This is a genomic window from Kitasatospora sp. NPDC041917 (genome assembly GCF_055589745.1).
Window position 1 is genome coordinate 91,172 of record NZ_JBVJBI010000019.1, and the last position, 24,176, is coordinate 115,347.

Below are 24,176 nucleotides of genomic sequence, written 5' to 3' on the forward strand. Positions count from 1 at the left end.
ACATTCGGCGCGGTGGGGAAGCCCGGAATTCGGAGGAATGATTCGATCCACTTGTCGGCATTGCCGACGGGTGAGGTGGGCGAGTGCGCAGCCCTCCGAGGTCGTACAGTCGTTCAGGAATCAACACTTCCGGAAATCCCCGATTGCCCGTCACGTGCCCGCCGTCCCGTGCTGTGACCTTTGCCACAGCTTTATGCGGAGCCGTGGCTTCCTTGACGGATTCTTATGGCCGGATCGATGCATGATGGCCAGATGTCGCATGATCATTCGTCAAACGTTCATACCGAATGGCAGTGTGGGCGTGGTCGTACCCGACCCTTCTGCAACAGGTGTGCACGGATCGTGTACACGATGACGAATGGCTGAACTCTGTGCGCATGACCCGTTCGGATCGCAACGACGCGACCACGCGGCCCCGCTTCTTAGACGAAAAGCTCACCCTTGAGGAGTTCTCCGAGCTCGCCGGCCAGGTCGGCGGCTATCCCTATGTGAAGATCGTGCTCGACTGCGACGAGTCGGTGCTTCACTTCATCGACAGTGCCGACGGCACTCTCCATGTCCGCTACATCGCGTGCGAGATCCTCGGCATGTCGATCGACGAACTCGCCGGCAGGCTCGATTCGTTCAACGACGACGTCTACCGGAATCCCGACCGCCGCTTCTATCTCGGCACGCTCGCCCGCCATACCGGCCGCGCCGGCCGGTCCACGGAAAGCGGCCACGAGGCCGAGGATTTCCTGTCCCTGGAAACGGTCGACGTCGACACCATGTCCCAGGACATGCTGCGCTTCTTCTATCACCGGGTGCGCGAGCACGTCGATCCTTCGCTGCGGCTGGTCCTGAAGCCGGCCGGCCACCAGCAGGAGGGCTACCTCGCCGGAATTCCGGAGAACGAGATTCCGCGCGTCCTGTCCCATGAGCTCTATTCCGTGGCCTCGTTCGTGCCGCTGAACCCCGGGGAGGCCCACGGGCGGCTGCGGGTGTTCCGCTCGGAGGAGGAGTACCGGGCCGAGGCCGAACCGCTGGAGTGGCACGACATCGTGGTGATGCCCCGGGTGCCGGAGGACATCCCCCGGGTGTCCGGCATCATCCACACCGAGCACACCACGCCGCTCTCCCACATCAACGTGATGGCCGCCGGGTGGCGGATCCCCAACGCCGTCGGCATCGGCGCCGTCGAACGGATCGACCGCGACGGGCTGGACGGCCGGTGGGTGCGCTACCGGGTCGAGGCCGAGGGCGGGGACCTCCTCCTGGAGGCCGCCCGGCCGGGGGACCACGACGGCGACGGGGGCCGCGAGCGCCACGAGGGCCACGAGGGCCACGGGGGAGTCCGGCCGACTCCGCCGGCCGATCACATCGTCGTCGACCGGCCCGACCTCACGCCCACGCCGATCACCCCGCTGTCCGACCTGCGCGCGGGGGACCACGTCCGGTTCGGCACCAAGGCCGCCAACCTCGGTGAACTCACCCACCTGCTGCAGCACGGCTCTCCCCGCTGGCTCGGCTTCTACCAGGTGCCCCGGCCGCCCCGGGCCGACCTGCTGCGCTACCTGGCCCGGCAACTCGGCCTCCCGGAGGACGCGGACGGGGCCGAGCTGAACGCCGCCGCGCAGCTCCTGGTGAAGGAGTACGCCGAGGTGCCGCGCGGGATCGTGCTGCCGTTCTCCCTCCAGCAGCGCTTCCTCGACTCCTCGGCGGAGCTCCGGGACGCCGTCGACCGGCTGGACTCCCTTCTCCAGGAGGGGACTTCACCCCAGGAGGGGACGTCGCTCCGGGGGGGGACTTCGCGCCGGACGTCGCTCCACGCGGAGACGTCACGGATCGAGGAACTCTGCCTCGACGTGCAGCGGCTGATCCGCGGCACCCCGCTGCCCGACCCGATCCGCGCCGAGGTCGACCGGGCGATCGACCGCCACCTGTACGGCGCCACCGTCCAGGTCGTCCGCAGCTCTTCCAACGCCGAGGACCTGTCCGGCTTCTCCGCCGCCGGACTCTACGAATCGGTGGCGCACGTCAGCGGCACGGGCGCGGTCCTCGACGCCGTCCGGGAGGTCTGGGCCTCGCTGTTCTCGCCGCGCGCGGTGCTGCTGCGGTGCCAGGCGGGCATCGCCCTGGACCACTGCCGGATGGGCGTGGTCGTCCAGGAGCAGGTCGGATCCACCGTCGGCGGCGTCCTGGTCACCTGCAACCCGCTCAGCCCGCAGGACTTCCGCGACGTCTACCTCAACATCTCGCCGCGCTCGGTGGCCGACGTGGTGACCGGTCGGGGCGCCCCGCTCCAGTACCTGTGCAACACCATGGAGGGCGGAAGCCGGACGATCTCGCTGGGCACCGCCGCCACCGACCTGGATGCCGCGACCAAGGACCTCGTGCGCCGACTGGCCCTGATCAGCAGGCTGTTGCAGTCGCACTTCTCGCCCGACGAGACGTACGGGGCCCCGGTCGACATCGAGTGGGCGATCGACGGCGACCGGGTCAGCCTGCTGCAGCTGCGCCCCTTCCGCACCGCCGGCTGACGCTGCCGGAGCGCCGCACCGCGCCGCACCGGCCACGGCCCGGCGTGCCGCGGCCCGGCGTGTCATGAGCCGACGCGCCGCGGGCCGACCTGCCGCGGGCCGACCTGCCGCGGGCCGACCTGCCGCGGGCCGGTGCGGCGTGGCTCCGGCACGCCCGCCAACGATTGAACTTCCTTCAGGAGTAAGTACGTTGAACAAGATCCTGTACGTCTACGTCAAGGGCGGCGCCCCGCTGGAGTACGCCTTCCCGCGGATCGCCGCCTGCGGCGAGCTGCACGTCCTCGCACTCGCGCCGCTGCCCACGTCCGGGGAGGACGTGTGGCGGCCCAGCTGTACCAGCATCGAGCTGGTGCCCGAGGCGCCGCGCGGCGACGAACTGGTCGAGCTGATCGTGGAGTACGCGAAGGCCATCGGGGCCGACGCGCTGCTGACCCTCTCGGAGTTCGCGGTCCTGGCCGTCGCGCACGCCGCGAGCCGGCTCCACCTGGCCGGTCCGGGGGAGGGGATCGTCCGTGCCAGGGACAAGCGGCTGATGCGGGAGGCCTGGGCCGCCGCCGGGGTGCCGATACCCGCGTTCCGCCGGGTCGACAGCCTCGGGGACCTGACCTCCGCACTGGCCGAACTCGAAGCCCCGCTGCTGCTCAAGCCGGCCTGGGGTGCCGGGTCGGTCGCCCAGATCGTGCTGGACTCGGTCGAGGAGGCCGCCCCGGCATGGGCCGGGATCGAGAGCGGACTGCGGGCGGGCAGCCAGGTCGGCATGAACGAGCTGTACGCCGAGGACACCGACCGGGACCGCCTGGTCGAGACGATCGCCCAGGGCTCCACCGAGGGCTGGTACCAGGAGCCCGGCTACGGCGACTACGTGAGCGTGGAGGGGATCGTCGCGGACGGCGTCTACCGTCCGCTGGCCATGACCGCCAAGCTGCCGACCGTGCCGTCCTTCGTCGAGGTGGCCAGCACCTCGCCCTCCGTCCTGCCGGTGCCGCTGCAACGCCGGATCGAGGAGGTGTCGCGGCAGGCCGTCGACGCGCTCGGGCTGGAGAACTGCGGCACCCACACCGAGCTGAAGCTGATGAAGGACGGCGAGCTGGTGGTCATCGAGACCGCGGCCAGGTTCGGCGGCCTGCTGACGACCAGGCAGGTCCACGAGGTCTTCGGGCTCGACCCGATCGGCATGCTGGTCCGGCAGCTGCTCGGCGAGCGGGTGGACTACCCGGCGGCCATGCTCACCGACGGGGTCAGGGCCGCCGCGTCGCTGGCCGTCGTCCCGGCCGACGCGTCGGGAGCGCCCTGGCGGAGCAGCCCGGTCTGGAACCCGCAGGCCGTGGACTGGCAGAGCCTGCTCTCCCCGGGCAGCACCATCGAGGCCGTGCCCGCCTTCGCGATGCCCGCGGGCCGGACGGTCCCCGCCTTCGACCCGTCCGCGGGGTCGCGCAACTGGCTCGGGGTCTACCTGCTGAGCGCCGTCGACGCCGCCACCCTGCAGCGCGACTGCAACGCCGTGCTGAACGGCATGGAAGCCGCCCTGCACCGGGCCGCCTCCTGAACCCCGCCACCTCCCTCATCCCCAACTCCCATCCCTCCGAGCGAGGTTCCTCCATGCGTGTACTGTTCGCCGGCGTACCCGGCATCGGCCACCTCTTCCCGCTGGTCCCGCTGGCCAGGGCGATGCACGAGCTCGGCCACGAGGTCGCGATGGCCTCGATGGACGGTGGCGAAGACGTCGCCGGGGCCGGTCTGCCGTACCTGCCCATCGCGCCGGGGCTCGACTGGCGCAAGGTGATCAGGGAGGCCGGCCGCACCCAGCGGCCCGACCTGATGCAGCGGGTGGTCGAGAGCAATTCGGCCGATCGCGAGGCGTTCGTCCCGCTGGCCGCCCTCGTCAACAACCGGGTGGCCGACGACGTGGTCGAGCTCGCCGCGCGGTGGCGGCCGGACCTGGTGGTGTACGACTACCAGTTCCCGGTGGCCCTGCTCGCGGCGACCCGCCTCGGCGTGCCCGCGGTCCAGCACGACCTCGGGTTCGTCCGCACCCCGAAGCTGCGCGCGCTGATGCTCGCGGAGATGGCGGACACCTTCGCCCGGCACGGAATCGACCGGCTGCCCGAGCCGGCGGAGGTCATCGACCTCGCGCCACCGAGCATGGCCGGGGACGAGCGGTACGGCTGCTCGATGCGGCCCGTCGCCTACAACGGCGAAGGCGACCTCCCCGCCGACCTGGCCGTGCCCGCCCACCGCCCGCGCGTGGCGGTGACGCTGGGCACCGTTCCGCCCAAGACGGACGGCCTGACCAGGATCGAGCGGGTGATCGAGGCGGCCGCCGACATCGACGCGGAGTTCGTGCTGGCGACCGGGGACCTCGACCTCAGCACGCTCGACACCCTGCCGGACAACGTCCGCGCCTACGGCTGGGTCCCGTGGCGGGCGCTGCTGGAGACCTGCGCGGCCGCCATCCACCACGGCGGCAGCAGCACCGCCCTCGGCGCACTGGACGCGGGCATCCCGCAGCTCGTCCTCCCCGACGGGTCCGACCGCTTCATCAACGCGGACGCGGTACGGGACCGGGGCGCCGGCCTCCGCGCCGCCGCCGAGGACATCGGCCCGGCCCTGCTCACCCGGCTGCTCACCGACACCGGGCTCAGCCGGGCCGCGCGAGAGGTCAGCGCCGAGATCGCGGCCATGCCGAGCCCGCCGGCAGTCGCGGAACGCCTCACCGGCCTCGCCGGAACCGCGGGCCTCACCGGCACGGCAAGTCTCACCGGCACCGCGGGCCTCGTCGGCACCGCGGGCTGAGGCAGCAGCCGGCCGTCGCGCACCCCCCCCGGGGACCGGAAAGGACCACTGGGCCGCACGGGACCACCGTGGAAAGGAAGGAGCCCCGCCGGATTCCCCGGCGGGGCTCCTTCGCCGGTCGGGCCGTCCCGGGGATCCCCTCCTCGCCGTCGGTCCCGTCCGGAGGGAGGGGGGAACTCACCGCGCCGAGGACCCCACCGAGACGTGCAACCTCGCCGCCGACCCGGCCCACCGCGAACTGGTCGCCCGCTACAGCACCCTGCTGGAGGACCTGATCACCGCCGAGATCGGCACCGACACCCGCGCCTGGGTCATCGAGCGCCCCCGCCTGCTCGGCCGGCCCACCTGGCACGGCGACGACGACCGGCCCGCGGCCGTCGCGGCCCCGGCCCGACGCCGACCCGCCGGCCCGACGCCGACCCGCGTCGCCCGCGCGGGGCTGCGGCCGCCGACCCGGCCTCCACCCGGCCCGGAGGAAAACCGGGAGCCGTTCGGCGTCCACCGCGACACAATCACGGGATGATCGGCAAGCGGATCACCCATCGCACCGCGGACGGCGTCCGCATACCCGGAACCTGGCGGCACGCCTTCATCCACAACGGCGGCCACTACTTCCTCACCGACCTCTTCATCTACGCCGACGGGCTCATCGACTGCTGGGAACTCGTCACGGTCGAGGAGTTCGAGGAGAAGCTGCGCACCGGCTGGGTGGCCACCACCCTCCCGGAGGGCGGGGAGGCCTCCGCGCACGACCTGGCGGACTGGAAGTTCGGCGAGCCGGAGAGCTGGCTGACACCCGAGCTGCTGGTCGCCGAAATCCGCGACACCATCGACCAGTTGAACGGGCGCCCCGACTCGACCGGCCGCTGCCTCGCCGCCGTCGACACCTTCCTCGCCGACCGGACCGAGGAGAACCGGGCCGCGGCCCGCGCCGCGTTCCTGGCCGTCCCGGAGTCGCAGCGCCGCTACGCCCTGGGCGACATGGACAGCAAGGACCGGCCGCTGCGGATCCTGGTGGCCGGACCCGGCGGCCGGACCTACCTGTCGTTCGACGGAACGGTCACGCAGGAGGACTACGACGGCGCCCTCGCGTACTTCGAGGAGCGGGCCCGCTGGCAGGCCGAGCGGCCCACCCGTGTCCCGGCGGACGGGCCGGCGGCCCCGCACGCCCCGGCGGTCCGGCTCTACCAGTGGCATCTGAACGAGCCGCCGGCCGACCCCGGCAAGCGCGGCCTGCGCAACGACCACCCCGCCCCGATCACCGTGGCGGACGTGACCTACCCCTCCGTCGCCCATGCCTACTGGGCCCTGTCGGCGGCCCAGCCCGAGGCCCGGAGCGCGATCGCGACGGCGGAAACCGCCGCCGCAGCGCGCAAGCTCGCGACCGAGGCGCCTCGTCGCGAGGGCTGGGAGCATGCCCGGACCGCCGTCATGACGCGGCTGCTGCGCGCCAAGTACGACCAGCATCCCGAGCTGGCCGAGATCCTGCTGGCGACGGACGACGCCACCGTGATCTACGACGACATGGCCTCGGACTTCTGGGGCGACAACGCCGGCCGGGGCCGCAACTGGACGGGCCGGCTCCTCGAACTCGTCCGTTCCGAACTGCATGTGCGGCGGGCCGGAATCCCGGGGCTGTGAGCGGGGCGGGCGAGCGGCTCCCCGGGAGCCCGGGAGCCCGGGAGCCCGGGAGGCCGGAGAGGCCGCCTCCACCGATGGTGGAAACGGCCTCCCGATCCGTGATCCGGTGATCACGAAGAGCTGAATCAAGGCCCCTTCAAGCAAGTCTGACGAATCGTCAGGCCGTCGGAAGGCGCGGGGTCCGCGGCTGGGGCTCGGCCTGCTGCTCGACGGCGTCGAGCGCCGCACGGCGTAGGACGGGGAGGGGGCCGGGTCGGGCGTCGCGTGCCGCCGGGGGAGCGGCGGATCCTGAGCGTCCCCGGGCCCGAGCGGCCGGGGTGCGAGTACCGACGGGCCGCGGAGCCCCGGCGCGCAACCCGCTGCCGCGTACGGTTCGTCCACGCCGCGTTGTCCCGAGCGGCGCACGACGGGCCGGGCCCGGCGCGCCTACGTTCTCCGCGACCCGCACGACCGGAGACCCGAGGGAGCGACGCACGTGAACTGGCTGATCCACGACTATCGGGAGGACTACCTGGCTGCCGTCGTCCACCTGATCGACAGCACCGCCGGGCTCGGGCAGGAGTCCGTGTTCTCGCTCGCCGAGTGCATCGCCGCGCTGACCGCGCGCCAGCCCGCCGTCGTCGCGGTGCACGACGGTACGCCGATCGGTGCCGCGCTCGCGCAGGTGGCGGGGGAGCGGGCGTGGGTGATGCGGGTGGCGATCGCCCCGGCCTGGCGCGGGCGGGGCGATCGCCACGCGCGATCACCCTGTTCGGGCCGCCCGGCACCGGCAAGACGACCTTCGCCCGGGCCATCGCCTCCCGCCTGGGCTGGCCGTTCGTCGAACTGCTGCCCTCCCGGCTCGCCGACGAGGGCAACCTCGCCGCCGCGCTGCGCAGCGCCTTCGCCCGGATCGGCGAGCTGGAGCGGGTGCTGGTCTTCATCGACGAGGTGGAGGAGATCGCCCCCGTACGCGGCGAGGCCGGCCGGACGGGGACGATGCACGGCGTGACCAACGAACTGCTCAAGCTGATCCCCGGTTTCCGCGGGCGTGACGGCCGACTGCTGGTCTGCGCGACCAACTCCGTCCGCTCGCTCGACCCGGCGTTCCTGCGCACCGGCCGGTTCGACTACGTCATCCCGATCGGCACCCCCGACCCGGACGCCCGCGCCGCGATCTGGTCGCGCTACGCGCTCGGCACCGACCGCCTCGACGTGGACGTTCCCGCACTGGTGGCCGCGAGCGAGCACTTCTCCCCCGCCGACATCGAGCACGCCGCACGCCTGGCGGCGCAGACCGCGTTCGAGCGCGACGACGCCGTACCGGGGGCGACCACCGCGGACCACCTCGCCGCGATCGGCGCGAGCCGCCCGACGGTGACGGCCGCCATGGTCGAGGCCTTCCACACCGACATCGGCACCCACGCCAGGCTCTGACCCCGGGCCCGCACAGCGCACAGGCCTTCGGTGGCCGGCCCTCTCCGCTCATGGGAGAGGCTGGTCGATTCGACTCGCAGGCTGTGGAGGGCCCAGGGGTAGTGCGAAGTCCGGTGCGGACCCCGGGGGCGCCCTCGGCGGAGGTGCTCAGGGGCGGCCGGTGGTCTCCCGGTGTGCCTCGACGGTGACGGCGAGCCGGACGGCCGCGTCCGACCAGGTGCGGGCGGCGGCGTCCGGGTCGCCCGCCCGCAGGGCGTGGGCGAGGGCGCGCAGGAGTTCGGCGGTGGTGGCCAGGCCGCCGCGGTTCAGCCGGGCGGCGGTGCGGTCCAGGCGGGTGAGGGTGGGGCCGTCCGGGTGGCGCAGGCCCCGGTGGGCGGTGTCGGCGAGGGCGGCGAGCGCCTCGGCGAGGTCGGCGGCGACGGGGTCGGCCGACGGCGGCGCGGCGGGGCCGAAGGCCGTGGACGCGGTGCCGGGAGCGAGGTCGGGGACGACGACGGTGTCGCCCGCGAGGAGTGCGGCGGGCTCCAGGACGGTGCGGCCCGCCGCCCGTCGGAGGGTGGCGCTGACGTGGGTGACGGCGCCGGACCCGAGCGCCGCGGCGAGCGCGTCGAGGGAGCCGGGGCAGGCCGGGTCGTAGGTGGCGGCGAGGGTGGCCGGGTTGCCGGCGGCGTCGCGGACCGCGGCCTCCAGGCGCTGCTCGGCGGCGTCGTACCGGACCCCCTCGACGGCGGAGAGCCGCACCACGTGCAGGGACTCGGCGGCGATGCGGGGCCGGATCAGCCGCGGCGGCCGGCCCTCCAGGGTGCGCAGGTGGGCGTCGAGGTCGGTGAGCAGCAGCGGGGCGGGCAGGTCGGTCCAGGAGCCGCCGACCGGGGTGACGGTGGTGGCGGCGGTCCGACCGCGGCCGAGGCGGAGTTCACGGGCGGCGCTGCGGACGGCGCTTTCGCTGACCACGTTGCCGGCGGCGAGGGCGTCGAGGCGGTGGCCGGCGATCCGGCGGGCGGCCAGCGCGTGCCCGGTCGGCGGACGGCCGTCGGCCGGGACGTCCCAGCTGCGGCGGAGCACCAGGACGGTGCCGGCGGCGGGGTGGGCGAGGTAGACCTCGGCGGACCGGGTCGTTGCGGTGCCGCGGATCCGGCAGCCCAGCGCGGTCAGGCGGATCCGGCGCAGCGGGGTCTCGGCGGTCTCCCGGACACCGAGGACCTCCGACCGGGACGCGCCGGGGCGGGCGGCGGCGCGGTGACGGGCGTGAAGCTCGGCCAGGAGCAGGGCCAGCTCCTCGGGCCGGTGGTCGGCGGACCGGGCGGCGTACGCGTCGAGCTGGCCGATCAGGTCGGCGACCAGGCCGGCCGGCCAGTGCAGGGAACGGTCGGCGAGTTCCTCGCGCACCCGGTGGAGGTCGGCGGTGAGGACCGGCCCGGCGTGCACGGCGCCGTCGAGCAGCAGTTCGCGGGCGAGACCGAGGGCGGCGTCCAGGACCGGCGGGATGCCCGCATCGGGCTCGGGACGGCCGCCGAGCGTGACGGCCGGGCGGCCGTCGGCGGCCCGGAAGGCCCAGACCGCGAGGGCGATCATCTCGCCGCGGCGGTCCTGTGCGGCGTCGGTCACCGCGAAGCCCAGCTCGCCGGGGACGGGGAACCGGACGGTGCAGGCGGCCAGTTCGGCGACCGGCTGCGGATCGTCCGGGCGCGCGTGGTGCAGCCGCGCGGCATAACCGCGCTCCAGTGTCCGGCGGGCGGCGGCCACGGCGCGGGCGCCGACGGCGGCGGTCAGCGCCTCGTCGTCCAACGCGCCGGGGGACCACGCGGGGGCGGGCGCGGGGGTGGCGGGGCCGGGGTGAGGACCCGGTGGTGCGGGGGCGTCGGCGGCGGCGTGCTGGTGGGCGAGGACCAGGGCGATCCGGTGGCGGCACACGCCCGGGGCGCCGCAGGTGCAGCTGCCACCGTCCAGCCCGGTGCCGGGCGGCAGGACGACGGAGTTGCCGTCCGGGCAGGTGCCGCGAAGCGTGCCGTTCGGGTCGAGGTCGGGCACCGGCCCGTCGCCCGCGGCGACTTCGCGGGCGGCGCGCTTCACCAGGCCGCGATTGGCGAGTGCGGCGAGCGTGTCGGTGTCCAGGGCGAGCAGATCGGCCCGCGTCGCGGCGGTCATCGGCCGAGCCGCTCGGCGACGAACTCGGCGAGCATCCCCGGCGTCATCGCGCCCACGTGCGCGCCGGCGTCCGCGAGCTGCCCGGCCAGTTCGCGGTCGTACGCGGGGGCGGCCTCCTCGTCCAGTGCGGCGAGTCCGAGCACGGTGGCGCCCTGCCCGGTCAGCGAGCGGACGGTGCGCAGCAGCCGGTACCGGTCGCCGCCCTCGTAGAAGTCGCTGACCACCGCGAGGACGGTGCGCCGCGGGTTCTCCACCAGACCGGCCGCGTAGTCGACGGCACGGGCGATGTCGGTGCCGCCGCCGAGCTGGACCCGCATCAGCAGTTCCACCGGGTCGGTGACGTCGGAGGTGAGGTCCACCACCTGGGTGTCGAAGGCGACCAGATGGGTCTTCAGGCCGGGAAGGCTCCACAGGCAGGCCGCGGTGACCGCGGAGTGGATCACCGAGCCGACCATGGAACCGGACTGGTCGACGAGCAGGATCAGCTGCCACTGCTCCAGGTGCCGGCGGGTGCGGGAGTGGAAGTGCGGGCGTTCGATCAGGATCCGCCGCTCGGCGGGACGGTAGCGGCCGAGATTGGCCCGGACGGTGCGGCGGAAGTCGAAGTCGCGGGCGAGCGGGCGGCGGCTCGGGCGGGCGGACCGGGCGCCGGTGAACGCCTGGCGCAGCTCCGGGGTGAGGCGTTCCATCAGCTGCCGGACCACCGCGGCCACGATGCGGCGGGCCTGGCCGAGCAGCTGCTCGTTCATCAGGTGCTTGGTGCGGAGCACGGCGCGCAGCAGGGCGGCGCTCGGCTCGACCCGTTCCAGGACGGTCGGGTCGGTGACGATCTCGTCGATGCCGTAGTGCTCGACGGCGTCGCGCTCCAGGCGTTCGATCGTCTCGCGCGGGAAGAGCCGGTGGATGTCGTCCAGCCAGTCGACCGCGGTGACCCGGGACGGTCCCGCGCCGGCGCCGCGGATGCCGCGGCGGTCGAGGTCCTCGTCGCGGCCGTACAGCCACTCCAGGGCGGCGTCGCGGGCGGCGCCGTCGGCGCCCGGGCTGCCGGTCCAGGGCTCGGCGGGGGAACCGAGGACCAGGCGCCAGCGCTCCAGGGCGGGGTCGGGTGCCGTTGCGGGGGCCGGCTCGGGCGCGGTCACCGGGCACTTCGCAGGCCGTGGCGGTCGAGCAGGGCGGTCACGTTCTCCTCCAGGGCGCGGGCGGCGGCCAGGTGCACGGGGTCGGCGGTGGTGCGGAGCAGGGCGCGGGCGGAGCCGCGCAGGCCGCGACGCTCGATCAGACGGCGGGCGATCCGCTCGCGCTCGCGCGGCGGGAACCAGGCGAAGGCCTGGCGCAGGGCGGGGAGGGCGATGAGGAACTCGGCGTCGGTGAGCTCGGCGAGGACGGAGTCCACGGCGGCCAGCAGGGAGCCGTCGCCCGCGTCGGCGGTGACCTCCTCCCGGGCGAGTGCGAACAGGCCGGCCAGCCAGTCGCCGAGCGCGCCGGGGTCGCCCGCGGCGTGCAGGGCGGCGGAGGCGAGGTCGGGATCGGCCGTGGGGGTGAGGGCGAGGTGGAGGCCGTGGGCGCCGCCGCGCAGGTCGGCGGGGGCGTGCGGGTCGCGGGCGATGCGGAGGGCGAGGGCGGCGGCGTCCTCGGGGGTGACCGTGAGCAGGTCGGGGGCGTGGCACAGCGCGTCGCGGACGGCGGCGAGGGCCGCGAGGCGCGCCGGGTCGGTGCCGGAGCGGCCGTGCGCGCCCTCGACCAGCCACAGGACGCGGGCGACCGCGCCGTCGATGACGGCGGCCAGCAGCGGGCTGCGGGCGGTGCCGTACACCCGGTCGTGCCGCCACAGGCCGAGCGCGGTGGCGAGGACGGAGCCGAGGGCACCCGGGTCGGGGTGGCGGGCGAGGACGGCGGTGAGCGCGGTCAGGAGGCGGTCGGTGAGGGCGGTGGCGCCGCACAGCACGGTGTCGAGGAGCAGGGTGGCGAGTTCGGTGTCCGTGGGCCCGGTGCTACGGGCCCGTTCGGCGAGGACGGTCGCGGCGGCCTCGTCGAGGGTGGCGCCGTACGCGCCCGCCTCGATCAGGGCGGCGTCGCGGCCGGTGTCCGGTCCGGCTTCCCAGCGTTCGGTGGTGACCGGGTCGGCGCCGTGGGCGGGTCCGGCGGTGCGGTGGCGGCCGGGCACGCCGAGGACGCGCAGCCGGTGCAGGGTCCGGCTGGCCGTCAGACCGTCCTCGGTGGTGAGCTCGCAGGTCAGCGGGCGGGTGCCGGTGGCCCCGATCGCGGCGAGCCGGGCGGCGGTGTCGTGGACCAGCGGCGGGGCCGGGGTACCGGGGTGCAGCCGCCCGGTGCGGGAGCCGCTGCACGCGGCGACCATCTCGACCACCACCGGGTGGCTGCCGGGCGCCAACGGGGTGCGCTCCGACCAGGGCAGCGGCTGGGTCAGGTCGTCCTTGACCAGCGCGCCGGCCAGGCCGTCGAGCACGTCGGTACGGGCCGGCACCGGGTGGCCGCGCAGCGCGGCCAGGCCGCCGGTGAGCGCGGCGGCGGCGACCAGGTCGGCCGTGGAGACGGGGTGGCGGCGCCCGCGCAGCCGCGACACCACGGACTGCCGCAGATGGTCGGCGGCGGCCTCGGGGCCGTCCTCCCACAGCCGCTGGTAGTAGGCGGGCGAGGGCATGCCCGACTGGTAGCCGGCGAAGGCGTCCAGCTGCCGGAACGAGTAGGGCACCAGGTAACTGCCGGACACCGCGCCGGGTCGCGGCGCCGGCAGCGCGGGCCGGCCGGGCACCTCCGCGGGCCGCTCGGCGAGGGTGCGGAGCGCGGGGGTGTGGAAGCCGCCGGTGACCACCAGCACGGTCCGTGTTCCCGCCTCGGCCAGGACAGCGCGGATCCAGGCCGCCATGTACGCCTCGCGGGCCCGGTCGCCCTCGTCCGCCTCGGCGTCCCCGCGGACCAGGTCGAAGTAGGCGTCCAGACGCCCGGCGAGCCCGTCCGCCGGTGCCACCTCGAACAGGCCGTCCCACAGGGCGTCCACCGAGCCGGTGCCGAAGCGCGAGCACAGCCGGGCGGTGGCCTCGGCGTACCGGGCCTCCGCGTCGGCGTACCGGTTGGCGCGCAGCTCGAACGCCGGGTGCCAGGACGGCAGGTCGACGAAGAGCACCTCCGCGCCGGCCGCCCGGCCCTCCCGCAGCGCCACCCACTCGGGCGAGTAGTCGCACAGCGGCGTCCAGGTGGTGGCGGTGCGCTCGGCGTCGCGGTAGTGGCTGAACACGGCGATCGGCAGTTCGTGGCCGAGGGCCAGCTCGTCCAGGCGGCCGTTGAGGTCGGCCGGCCCCTCGACGAGCACGTACGCGGGCCGCAGCCGTCGGACGGTGTCCGCCACCAGACGGGCGCAGGCGGGGGAGTGGTGGCGGACCCCGAGGAAGACCGCGGGCATCAGCCGGCCAGCAGGTGGCGGGCTTCGTGCACGGCGTGCCAGTGCGGGCCGCGCCGCCGCGGGACCCGCTGCTCCAGGTAGCGGCGCAGCCGGGCCAGGTCCTCCGGACTGTCCTTGGCGGCGGTGCCGGCCAGGCTGGCGACCAGGTCGGCCGCGTTGCCGGCCTCGCCGCGCAGGTACCAGCCGCGCAGCCCGACCGCGTGGGCGACCGAGACCGCCTCCGCGGTGCTCATCACCGCGGACAGGCGGTCACCGCCCTCACCGGCCCGCAGCTCGCGGAACGTGGTGACGAGGACCTCCAGTAGGTCCCGGTCGGGCGCGGCGGCCACCCCGGAGCGGCGCAGCAGGTGCGCGGACTCGGCCTCCACCAGGGCGAGTTCGGTGTCCAGGTCGGGGATCGGGAAGACCGTCTCGAAGTTGAACCGGCGCTTGAGCGCCGCGCTCATCTCGTTCACCCCGCGGTCGCGGGTGTTGGCGGTGGCGATCACGTTGAAGCCCTGCTTGGCGAAGACCATCCCCTCCGGCCCGTCCAGTTCGGGGATCGCCACCACGCGCTCGGAGAGCAGGGACAGCAGCGAGTCCTGCACCTCCAGCGGGCAGCGGGTGATCTCCTCGAACCGGACCAGCCGGCCGTCGGCCATGCCGCGCAGCATCGGCGCGGGCACCAGCGAGCGGGTGGAGGGGCCCTCGGATACCAGCAGGGCGTAGTTCCACGAGTACTTGATCTGGTCCTCGGTGGTCGCCGCGCCGCCCTGTACGGTCAGCCGGGAGGTACCGCTGACCGCCGCCGCGATCAGCTCCGACAGCAGCGACTTGGCGGTGCCCGGCTCACCGACCAGCAGCAGGCCGCGGTTGGTGGCCAGGGTCACCAGGGCGCGCTCGACCAGCGCCGGATCGCCGACGAACTTGCGGTCGATGCCGGCCTTCTCGTCGCCGACGACGAACCGGCGGGCGGCGCGCAGGCTCAGCTCCCAGCCCGGCGGGCGCGGGTCGCGGTCCTCGGCGCGCAGCGCCGCCAGCTCCTCGGCGTACCGGATCTCGGCGGGCGGCCGCTGGAGCTGCTCCTCGGCGGTGGTGGTCATGGCGGCCCTCCCGGGGTGGTTCGCGTGGCTGTCGGCGAGGTGGTGCGCCGTCACGGCGTGGTCGGCTCGGTCAGCTCGGTCAGGTCGGCGATCACCTCGGAGGCGATCACCGGGTCGAGCTCGGCGAAGGTCGGGAAGGTGCGGTTGCGGGTCCAGTAGTCGCCCGGGCGGGTGTCGAGCCACACCGTCTCCACGCGCTGTTCGGGATACACGTCGTGCATGCCGACCGCGATGCCGTGCTCCGGTGCGAGGACCACGTAGCGGTCCGGCCCGACCCGACGGGACAGCCAGCGCTCCACGCCCGCGTCCTGCGGCTCGCCGCGCTGCCAGCCGCGCCGCTCCATGCCGACCAGCCGGGTGGTGGGCAGCACCGGACCGTTCTCGAAGCGGGTCAGGCGGTGACCCGCCCGCTCCTCGTCGCTCAGCGCGTACACCGGGCGGCCGAGCTGACGGAACGGCTGCAGGATCTCGTAGTCGGCGAACAGCTCCGACCACGCCGCGAGTTCCGCACCGAGCAGCAGCGGGTGGGCCAGTCGGACGGTGGCCCCGGCGGGCAGCGCGAACACCTCGTCCGCGACGTCCGCCAGGGTGCGGTCCTCGGCGACCCGGAACGCCGTCGTGGCGCCGTCCGCCTCGGCCAGCCACACCAGCCGGCGCACCAGGTGCCACAGCAGCGGATGCCCGACGAACAGCTGATCGAACTCCTCCGCCGTCCACGACCGCCGGGTGACCATCGCGTCCTCCAGCCGGCGGATCTGGTCCCCCGCCACCGTGCGGACGTCCTTCTTCAGCGCGGCGAAACGCTTGCGCTCGACAGGCGCCAGCTCGGCGTCGTCCCGCACCCCGGGGACCGGAAGATCCTTGCGGCGGGTGCCGTCCGCGTCACGAACGTACGGCTTGAGCTGCTCGTCGAAGCCCACGGTGAACGTCCGGCTGCCGTAGTCGACGACGGTGGTGCCGTCGGCGTCCAGCCCGAAGTCCGGCACCAGCCGGTCCGACAGCTGCTCCCCGGACAGGCCGAGCCCGGCCGCCACCTCGGCGATCTTCTCCTGGGCCCGCGCCTTGAGCGCCTTGAACTTCACCCGCTGCGCGATGCCGTGCAGATGGAGGAGGGCGACGTCGCTGCCGATCGCGGCCAGCGCTTCCAGGCCGTCCACCGCCCGGTGGTGCGCCCCCTCGCCCGGCCACGCCCGGAGCATCGGCGTCAGCCGGCGGACCGTCCCGTCGTCACCGAGCCGGCCGAGCGCGTGCAGCGCCCACCCGTCCTGGGACGGCATACCGGCCAGCCGCCACTGCTCGAACACCGCCCAGCCGAAGGCCGTCAGCGACTGCGGCTCGCACACCTCCGCCACCTGGTCGAGGCCCGGGTAGAACGCCCCGGGCTTCGACAGCGCGAGCATGGTGAGCACGTGCCGCACCGTCTCGGCGGGCAGCGCGCCCTCGCCGCCGCGCACCAGCAGCTGCGGCAGCATCATCGGCTCCGCCCAGTCGCCGAGCTGGGGGAGCTTCGCCGGCAGCAGGTTCACCAGCGGGTCGGCCGACAGCAGTGCGCCCACCACCTCCTGCGCCTGCGGCCCGTACTCGCCGGCCACCGCGTGCACCGCCGGGGCGCCGTGCGCGGCAGCGATCAGCCGCAGGGCCTGCTCGGCGTTGCGCCGGGCCGCTCCGGCCTTCCCGACCGCGGCCGGAACCAGCAGCCGGGCCGCGTCCACGCCGTGCCGGGCGAACCAGGAACGGGCGGTGTCCCCGGCCGACTTGAGGCGCACCAGCCAGTCCGTCATGGTCTCGGCCACCCGGGCGTCCAGGTACGGCAGCAGCAGCGCCGCGTGCGCGGCCGGGTTCTGCAGCGCGGCGGCCCGGATCGGCCCGAGCGCGTCCGGCCCGAAGCGGGCGGCGACCCGGCGCAGCGCGCCCGTGGCGTCCCAGATGTACTCCTCGCCCCGCCACTGCGCGATCAGCGGACGGCCCAGCTGCTCGTCGCCGTACGCGAACAGCGCCAGTTCCTCGTGCCGGTTGGAACGGTGCCGCGCGGCGCCGGACTGCCCGTCCGCGGCCCGCATCGTGCCGGCGATCCGCTGCCAGTCGGCGTCCGACCAGTTCGCGTACCAGGACTCGGAGACCGCCCACGCCTCCCGCTCACCCGGCAGCCACCGCAGCCGCGTCTCCTGCGGCGCGGTGAGGCCGGTCAGCACGCGGGGCCTGGCCGTGGAGCGCGGCCGGGTCCACGGCGGGCTGGTGAACAGCTCCGGCAGCGAACCGGTCGGGACGTCCGGCACCCGGTCGCCGAGATCGGTGAGCGGCCCGACCACGGCCGCCTGCTCCGGCGTCAGCTCCGGCAGCAGCTCGATCGCGGTCGCGCGGTGGGCGGCGACGTGGGCGGTGAGGAGCTGACGGGCGAGCCGCTGCGCGGCCGGATCGGCGGTCGCCGCCGCGGCCTCCGCGAGGAGGCGCAGCGCACGCCGGGGGAAACGGCGCATGGCCGCCACCAGGGCTCCACGGGCCGCCTTGCCGTTCTCCTGATGGGCCAGCAGCCCCCGAAAGCCCTGATCGGAGGGAAGCTCGGCGATCGCGTTCAGCAGGTGCTTCTGCTTGTCGCTGTAGAGGTGGTTGTTGGCCAGGGCGTGCAGCAGCAGCGGCGCGGCGCCGCCCTTGAGACCCTCCGCCACGGTCGCGATGATCTCGGTGGACCAGCCGTCCCAGTGCAGGCTCGGCGGCTGGGGGAGCTTCTCCAGCGGCTCGGCCGAGGAGAGCGAGCACAGCAGCATCGACCACTCGGCCGAGCCCAGCCGCGCGCCCGACGTCGCGCACTCCTCGGCCCAGTCGGACTCGGACGGCACCAGGTACGCCGCCGCCACCAGGCGGGCCAGGTCGGTCCGGCATCCGGCCAGGGCCTCGACCGCCGTGCGGTGGGTCTCCTCGTCGCACGCCGCCAGCAGCGACCGGACACGATCCGCGGCGGGGCGGTACGCCGCCACCGTCCGGACGGCCGCGCGTCGGACGCGCGGGTTCAGGGCGCGTGAGCCGTTCCCATCGGTCTTGACGGCCACCGTGAACAGCTCGACGGTGGCCCTGGCCGCGAACGGCAGGCCGAACTCCGCCACCCAGGCGTCGGCGGCCGTCCGGACCTTGTTGTCGGCGGAGACCGCGAACAGCGCGGCCAGCACCGCCGCGCCGACCGGGTTCCGGCTGCCGGATCGGTGGGCGCGGGCGGCCGCCACCAGGTCCGCGTCGCTGCGGTCCGAGGTGAGCGCCTGCTCCAGCCAGTCGTCCATCCGCCTCAGCGAGGCGTGGTACTCGTCCACCGCGTTCTTCACCGCGGCGGCCGGCGGGCGGGAGACGCCGCCCCGGCGGGGGAGCAGGGCCCTCCGCCAGGCCTCCGGCAGGACGAAGGCGTCCTCGTCGACCGGGCCGTCCGGGGCGTCCGGCGGCTCGGGGGCGGCGGTCGGCGGGGTCGGCGCGACGGGCCGGGCGATGGGCGGCGGGATGGGCGCCGCGCCCGCCGTGGTCTCGCGGTAGCCCTTGCGCTCCTTCTCGGCGACCGTCCTGGCGAAGTGCGCCTGCGCGGCCTCCGCGGTCGGGAACTCCTTGCTCTGCTCCCGCCCGGCGGTGCCGGACCGGCCGTAGCGCACGGTCACCGCGGCACCGTCGACCGCGGCCTCCCAGAACTTGTCCGAGCCGCCCTCGACGAACTCCCAGCGCCGCACAGCTCCGCCCCTCTCCTCGACACGTTTGATCAGGGGAGGAACAGTAGCGAGGCCCACCGACAGGCCGACCGCCGGACCGCCTGTCACGGCGGTCCGGACCGCCCGGCGCGGTCAGGGCGCGAGCGGCGAGGGCGGCCCGGCAGGCCGCCCGCGGCGAGGTTCGGAGCGGCGGACGGTCTACCGGGCGGGCCGGCTCGCGGCCAGCAGGTCGTGCAGGAGGGGGAGCAGGTCCTCGGAGTCGGCCTCGGCGAGCTCGCCGAACGCGCCGCTCGTGCGGGCCAGGACGATCCCGGCGAAGGCCGCCGCCGCCAGTTCGGCCCGCAGCCGGGGCCGGTCGGCCTGTTCGGCGGTGAAGCGGTCCTGCAGCGGCTGCACCAGCCGCTCGTGGAGGTAGGTGCGCGCTGCCCGCTGCACCTCGGTGTTGTCGCCGGGCAGCACCGCGGCCTGGAAGGTCGGGCCGGGGCCGCGCCGGGAGAAGCGTTCCAGCAGGCCGCGCAGCCGGTCCTCCTCCAGGAGGTCGGCCGGTGCCGTGTCGCCCAGCTCCATCTGGACGGCGGCCAGGTAGAGCTGCGTCTTCCCGCCGAAGTATCGGGCGATCAGCGCCGGGTCGACGCCGGCCCGGTCGCCGATCTCCCGGATGGTGGTGCGTTCGAATCCACGCTCGGCGAAGAGTTCCGTCGCCGCCCGGATCAGGAGTTCCCGGCTGCGGGCGGCGTCGCGGCGCCGGGGTGCCGCGGACCCCGGTCCGCCGCCGTTCGTGGCGGCGGACCCGCCGGCCTCGGGGGCTGCGCCGGCCTCGGGAGTGGCGCCGGCCTCGGGGGTGGCGTCGGTCACCGCTCGGCCCCGGCCCGCAGGACGGGTGCCTCGCTCCCGCCGACAACCATGTCGTCGATGCTCTCTTCCACGATCAGCCCCTCGTCCACGCGCGCACCCTTCCGGGAGCCGGTCGCGGCACCGAGCCGCGGCAGGACGATCGTAGCCAGGCCGATCACCACCCACACCGCGCAGCCGATCAGCGCCGCGTCCCGGTAGCCGCTGTCGGTGGGCAGCTGCCGTCCCGGCGCGGTGTGCGCCTGGAGCACGGCGCCGCACAGCGCGCTGCCGGTGGAGTAGCCGACGTAGCGCAGCACCTGGTTGAAGCTGACCGAACTGCCGACCTCGTGGGCCGGCACCGCGTTGACGATCAGCCCCGGCATGACGGCGAAGGTGCAGCCGACACCGAGTCCGGCGATCGCCATCACCACCATGAGTTCCCAGAGGTGGTCGCGGGCGGACAGGAAGAGCAGCACCGACACCAGCGAGACCGCGCAGCCCAGCGGGAGCACCAGGGCGGAGGAGGTGCGCCGGGCGAGCCCGGGGACCACCTTGCTGGACAGCAGGCTGGCCGCCGAGAACGGCAGCAGGACGAGGCCGGCGACCACGACCGAGGCGCCGAGGCCGTAGCCGGCGGCGGTCGGGGTCTGGACGTAGCGGATCACCAGCGACATCAGCAGGTACATCCCGACGCCGGCGACCAGCCCGGCCACGTCCGCGGTCAGGACGACGGGATTGCGCAGCGAGCGCAGGTCGACCAGCGGGTGGGCGGTGCGCAGCTCGTGCCACAGCCAGCCGGCCAGCAGCAGGAGGGAGAGGACCGCCACCGTCCGCAGCCGGGCGCTGTCCCAGCCCCAGGTCTCGCCCTCGCTGAGCACGAGCAGGAGGCCGACCAGGGTCAGGCCGAGCAGCACCGCGCCGGGCACGTCCAGTGGGCGCCTCTCACGGTCCGTGGTCGGGGGCAGCACCAGGGCGGCCAGCAGGAGGGCCAGGGCGCTGATCACGGCGCCGAACCAGAAGCCCGCGTGGATGCCGAAGGATTCGGCTATCAGGCCGGTGATCGGGTAGCCGAGGCCGACGCCGGCGACGGTGGTGATGGACAGGAGCGCGACCGCCGAGCGGGAGGCCGCGGGGGGAAGGTTGTCCCGTGCGGTGGCGATGGCCAGCGGGGTGAGTCCGAGCCCGACCCCCTGCAGCGCGCGCCCCGCGACCAGCCAGCCGAAGCCGAGCGGCAGCGAGGCCAGCACGCTGCCGAGCACCACCACGGCGGCGGCGGTGAGGGTGACCGTACGGCGGTGCGGTCCGTCGCCCAGACGACCGAGCACCGGGGTGGTGACCGCTCCGACCAGCATGGTGATGGTCAGGGACCACTGGGCCTCGGAGAGCGAGATGGGGGGCCGGCTGCACCGGCCACGGCGGCTTCTACCTCCTCAGCGCCTGACCCCGCGCCACGTCCGCTGCACCGGAGGCACCGCACGTCGTGCGGTGCCTCCGGCACGTCCCCGCTCGACCCGAGCGGGTGGCGGCGCTCCCGTACCTGCGGCGGTCACCGAGCGGCGGTGGCGCGGGTGTGCCGAGTCCGTGCTGCCGCCAGCCGCGCAGCAGCTCGAAGTCGAGCACGGCGCCGCGTGCCGCGTCGGCCCGCACCAGCTCCAGCGCACCGGTGGCGGGTGGCCGGGCGGGGGTTGCCCACGGGCGGGGGACAGCGTGCCTGCACCGGACCGGACGACGGCACCGCCGAGGCGCTCCGGGCGATCGCCTCGACGGAGCCCGCCGACCGCGAGGCTCTGCTGCCGGCCGCCTACCGAGCCTTCGCCGGTCAGCTGGACGGCAGCAACGCGGCTCGCCGGCACGAGGAACCGGAGCTCCGGTTCAAGGAGCGCGAGCAGCGGCGGCAGGGTGAGACGGGGTGAGGGAGCGGGCTCGGCCGGCCGCCGCGGCCTTGCGTCGGGCACGGGCGATCAGGTTCGCGGTTTCCGCCAGTGCCTTCGTCCGCTCCATGGTCCGCTGGTTGGGCTTCGCTCGGTCGGACGCCTGTGGCTCCTTGGCACGGGTCGGGACGGCCGAAATCCTGGTCGCGGCGAAGAGCAACGCGCCGGTGGCGTCCGCGTCGTGGGATGCGACCCACGTGATCGGTTCGGCGCCGGGTACGCGCGGGGTACGTGCCGACGCCGCCGGCTCAGGTGAGGAGCACGGCCGTGAGGCCGTGGATGCCCGGGCCTTCGAGGTGGACCTCGGCCGGCGTGGTGCCCCTGGCGGCCGAGGCGCCGGAGCGCCCGCGCGCTCCGGCGGTACCCGCCTGCCGTCGTCAGTGCAGCAGCACCCGCAGGCTGAGCAGTCCCCGGTGCCTTGGGTTTTCCTGCCACTGCGCGGCGGCGGCCGGTTCGGCCAGGCGCAGGGCCGGGAAGCGGCGCAGCAGTTCGCTGAACGCGACCTCGGCCTGTAGCCGGCCCAGCTGTGCGCCGAGGCAATGGTGGATGCCGTGGCCGAACGCGAGGTGTCGGGTGGCGTCCGGGCGGGTGATGTCGAAGCGGTCGGGGTCGGCGAAGACGGCCGGGTCGCGGTTGGCGGCGAGCAGCGCGATCTGGACGAATTCGCCGGCCGGGATCGTGGTGCCCGCGATCGTCACCGGCTCGGTCGTGCGGCGTAGCGAGGCGATGCTGAACGGGCTCTCGTAGCGCAGGACTTCCTCGATCGCGCCGGGAAGCAGCTCCGGATTCGCACGCAGCGTCGTGAGTTGTTCGGTGTGGCCGAGCAACGCATGGATGCCGTTCGCGATCAGGTTGACGGTGCTCTGGTGGCCGGCGATCGCGAGCAGGAACGCCATCGAGGTGATCTCGGCCTCGGTCAGCCGGTCGCCGCCCGCCTGGGCGGCGAGCAGTTCGGAGATCAGGTCGTCGCCCGGGTGGGTGCGCTTGTGGTCGACCAGGGCGCGCAGGTAGTCCGCCATGCCTTCGGCAGTCTCCACCGAGACCTCGCCGTCCGCTCCGCCGTCGCCGTCCGCCCCGCCGTCGTCGTCCGAGCCGGCATCGACCGCGTTGCCCCGGACTTGGAGGTTCTCCCGTTCGGCCTGCGGCGCGCCGAACAGCTCGAAGACCACCGCGAGTGGCAGCGGCAGCGCGAACTCGCTGATCAGCTCGGCCGAGTCGAGCCCGTCCAGCTGGTCCAGCAGCGCGCCGACGTGGCGCTCGACCATCGGTCGTAGGGTCGCCACCTGCCGCCCGGTGTAAGCCTGTTGGACCAGCTTGCGAAGTCGGGTGTGCTCCGGGGGGTCGGAGTTGAGCATATGCGTCATCAGGTCGCGGCCCGGGCCTCCCTCGGAGTTCCCGACGTGTTGGGCGAACGCCTCGGTGACGGCCTTCTTGCTCAGCCGGGGGTCGGCGAGGGCGCTCCGACACTCGGCGTGGCCCGTGACGACCCAGCCTTCGAGTCCGGCCGCGCCGCCGAACCGGACCTTGCGGGCGCCACCCTCGGTGCGCCAGCGGCGGTACGCGGTGTGCGGGTCGGCGTAGAACCGGCCGTCGGCGAACTCCGATTCGGTAACGCCGTGTTCGGTGTGTATGTGATCAGCGTGCATCGCGTGCCTTCAGGACGCGGACCTCGCTGACGCCGAGCAGGCCGAGCAGCGGCACCTTGGCGGTCCGCTGATCGGGGTCGACGACCAGGCCGGCTGCCCGGATCTGGTCCAGCAGCAGTTCGGCGAGCGGCATCACCATGTGCCGGCCCCAGCAGCGTTCGGAGGAGTGCCCGAACGGCAGGTAGCCGGGAGTGCTGTCCGGGTCGAGGTGGTCCCAGCGCTCGGGGCGGAACTCGTCCGGGGCCTCCCACAGCGCCGGGTCGCGATGTGAGAGCAGCGGCAGGACGAGGACGTCGTCGCCCGCACCGATCCGTGGATCGAGAGCGGGGTACTCGGGCGATGCGCGGCGCAGGATGTTCCACGACGGCGGCAGCATGCGCAGTGACTCGAGGATGATGTTCCGGTTCGGCGTGCTGTCGTTGAACGGCGAGCCGAGCCAGAGCGCGTTCGCGACCAGGGTGGAGATGGTGAAGCAGACGGGTGCGGCGGCTCGGCGGTACATGCCCAGCGCGTACCGTCGATCCTGGTAGTCGGCCGCCTTGGCGGTGAGCTTGCCGAGTTCGGTGAGGTCGTCGCCGGGCTTGGGCCTACCGGGCAGTGCGGCGCCGACCGAGATGACCAACCAGGTGAGCAGCGGCGTCAGTTCGAGGTTGCGGCTCATCAGGATTCGCAGCCGGCGCGGGTCCCGACCGAGGATGAGGTCGCGCAGGAAGAGATGACCGGTGAGCGGCCACGGACCGGACAGGTCGATGTTCTGCGGCAGCGGGGCCTTCAGCGCCTCGCGCACGTCGCTGCCGATCGTCCGCGTCACCGAGGACGCCTCGGTGCGGGTGATCGAACGTCCGTGCAGCGGTTTGAATGTGGGCCGTTCGATCTCGGTGGCGCGCCGGGCGGCGAGGATCCGGTCGGTGAGCTCGGGCCCGGCGACCCCGATCGTGTCGGGTTCGAGCCGGACGGCGTCCTTACCTAGATGGTCCCTGAGCAGGGCCTCAAGTCGGGGGGAGAGCACGGTGTTTCGCGAACGGGCGGAGGCGGGGGAGAGTGCCATGTGATGTCTCCGAGACT

Annotated in this window: 14 protein-coding genes and 1 pseudogene; 6 read left to right on the forward strand and 9 right to left on the reverse strand. The window is 74.4% G+C overall.

The genetic code is table 11. The annotated features are described in order from the left end of the window. Nucleotides 1-377 precede the first annotated feature (377 nt). The 5 genes and pseudogenes from ACZ6EM_RS23395 (at nucleotide 378) to ACZ6EM_RS23415 (ending at nucleotide 8,369) form a co-directional block, all read left to right on the forward strand. A complete protein-coding gene (locus tag ACZ6EM_RS23395; RefSeq protein WP_465773147.1) occupies nucleotides 378-2,519 on the forward strand; it encodes a PEP/pyruvate-binding domain-containing protein in 2,142 nt (713 codons plus the stop codon). 190 nt (nucleotides 2,520-2,709) lie between these two features. Beyond that, the gene (locus tag ACZ6EM_RS23400) at nucleotides 2,710-4,065 is read left to right on the forward strand and encodes an ATP-grasp domain-containing protein (protein ID WP_401053954.1); all 1,356 of its coding nucleotides are present in this window, start codon (nucleotides 2,710-2,712) and stop codon (nucleotides 4,063-4,065) included. Between the two features lie 53 nt (nucleotides 4,066-4,118). Beyond that, nucleotides 4,119-5,312 carry a nucleotide disphospho-sugar-binding domain-containing protein gene (locus tag ACZ6EM_RS23405; protein ID WP_401053952.1) on the forward strand — a complete coding sequence of 398 codons (1,194 nt, stop codon included), beginning with the start codon at nucleotides 4,119-4,121 and terminating at the stop codon, nucleotides 5,310-5,312. A 519-nt stretch (nucleotides 5,313-5,831) separates the two neighbouring features. After that, the gene (locus ACZ6EM_RS23410; RefSeq protein ID WP_465773148.1) at nucleotides 5,832-6,953 is read left to right on the forward strand and encodes an NADAR family protein; all 1,122 of its coding nucleotides are present in this window, start codon (nucleotides 5,832-5,834) and stop codon (nucleotides 6,951-6,953) included. Between the two features lie 475 nt (nucleotides 6,954-7,428). Then, a pseudogene (locus ACZ6EM_RS23415) lies at nucleotides 7,429-8,369 on the forward strand (AAA family ATPase). A 147-nt stretch (nucleotides 8,370-8,516) separates the two neighbouring features. Here the strand turns inward: ACZ6EM_RS23415 and ACZ6EM_RS23420 are convergent. From ACZ6EM_RS23420 to ACZ6EM_RS23450, 7 genes are all read right to left on the reverse strand, one after another. Continuing rightward, complete coding sequence (locus tag ACZ6EM_RS23420; protein WP_465773149.1) at nucleotides 8,517-10,517, reverse strand: hypothetical protein; 2,001 nt, start codon at nucleotides 10,515-10,517, stop codon at nucleotides 8,517-8,519. Continuing rightward, complete coding sequence (locus ACZ6EM_RS23425) at nucleotides 10,514-11,656, reverse strand: VWA domain-containing protein (RefSeq protein ID WP_465773150.1); 1,143 nt, start codon at nucleotides 11,654-11,656, stop codon at nucleotides 10,514-10,516. Before ACZ6EM_RS23425 ends, ACZ6EM_RS23420 begins: the two co-directional genes overlap by 4 nt. Further along, entirely contained in the window at nucleotides 11,653-13,935 is a 2,283-nt protein-coding gene (locus tag ACZ6EM_RS23430; protein ID WP_465773151.1) for a DUF5682 family protein, read from the reverse strand. Before ACZ6EM_RS23430 ends, ACZ6EM_RS23425 begins: the two co-directional genes overlap by 4 nt. Further along, entirely contained in the window at nucleotides 13,935-15,017 is a 1,083-nt protein-coding gene (locus ACZ6EM_RS23435; protein ID WP_401047410.1) for an ATP-binding protein, read from the reverse strand. The genes ACZ6EM_RS23430 and ACZ6EM_RS23435 overlap by 1 nt, the downstream gene beginning before the upstream one ends. 50 nt (nucleotides 15,018-15,067) lie before the next feature. Beyond that, on the reverse strand, nucleotides 15,068-18,721 hold the full coding sequence (locus ACZ6EM_RS23440; RefSeq protein WP_465773152.1) for a DUF4132 domain-containing protein: 3,654 nt from the start codon (nucleotides 18,719-18,721) through the stop codon (nucleotides 15,068-15,070). A gap of 177 nt (nucleotides 18,722-18,898) precedes the next feature. Beyond that, nucleotides 18,899-19,555: a TetR/AcrR family transcriptional regulator gene (locus ACZ6EM_RS23445; RefSeq protein ID WP_465773153.1), complete on the reverse strand. Its 657-nt coding sequence runs from the start codon at nucleotides 19,553-19,555 to the stop codon at nucleotides 18,899-18,901. Beyond that, complete coding sequence (locus ACZ6EM_RS23450) at nucleotides 19,552-20,925, reverse strand: MFS transporter (protein ID WP_465773179.1); 1,374 nt, start codon at nucleotides 20,923-20,925, stop codon at nucleotides 19,552-19,554. The genes ACZ6EM_RS23445 and ACZ6EM_RS23450 overlap by 4 nt, the downstream gene beginning before the upstream one ends. A 294-nt stretch (nucleotides 20,926-21,219) precedes the next feature. On the opposite strand from ACZ6EM_RS23450, the gene ACZ6EM_RS23455 reads away from it, so the two are divergent. Next, on the forward strand, nucleotides 21,220-21,447 hold the full coding sequence (locus ACZ6EM_RS23455; RefSeq protein ID WP_401044813.1) for a hypothetical protein: 228 nt from the start codon (nucleotides 21,220-21,222) through the stop codon (nucleotides 21,445-21,447). 395 nt (nucleotides 21,448-21,842) lie between these two features. Here ACZ6EM_RS23455 and ACZ6EM_RS23460 read toward each other — a convergent pair whose 3' ends face one another. Next, nucleotides 21,843-23,111 (reverse strand): cytochrome P450 family protein, encoded by a 1,269-nt coding sequence (locus ACZ6EM_RS23460; protein WP_401044816.1) that lies wholly within the window; start codon nucleotides 23,109-23,111, stop codon nucleotides 21,843-21,845. Beyond that, nucleotides 23,101-24,159, reverse strand: coding sequence for a cytochrome P450 (locus tag ACZ6EM_RS23465; RefSeq protein WP_401044819.1), 1,059 nt, complete (start codon nucleotides 24,157-24,159; stop codon nucleotides 23,101-23,103). Before ACZ6EM_RS23465 ends, ACZ6EM_RS23460 begins: the two co-directional genes overlap by 11 nt. Between the last annotated feature and the right edge of the window lie 17 nt (nucleotides 24,160-24,176).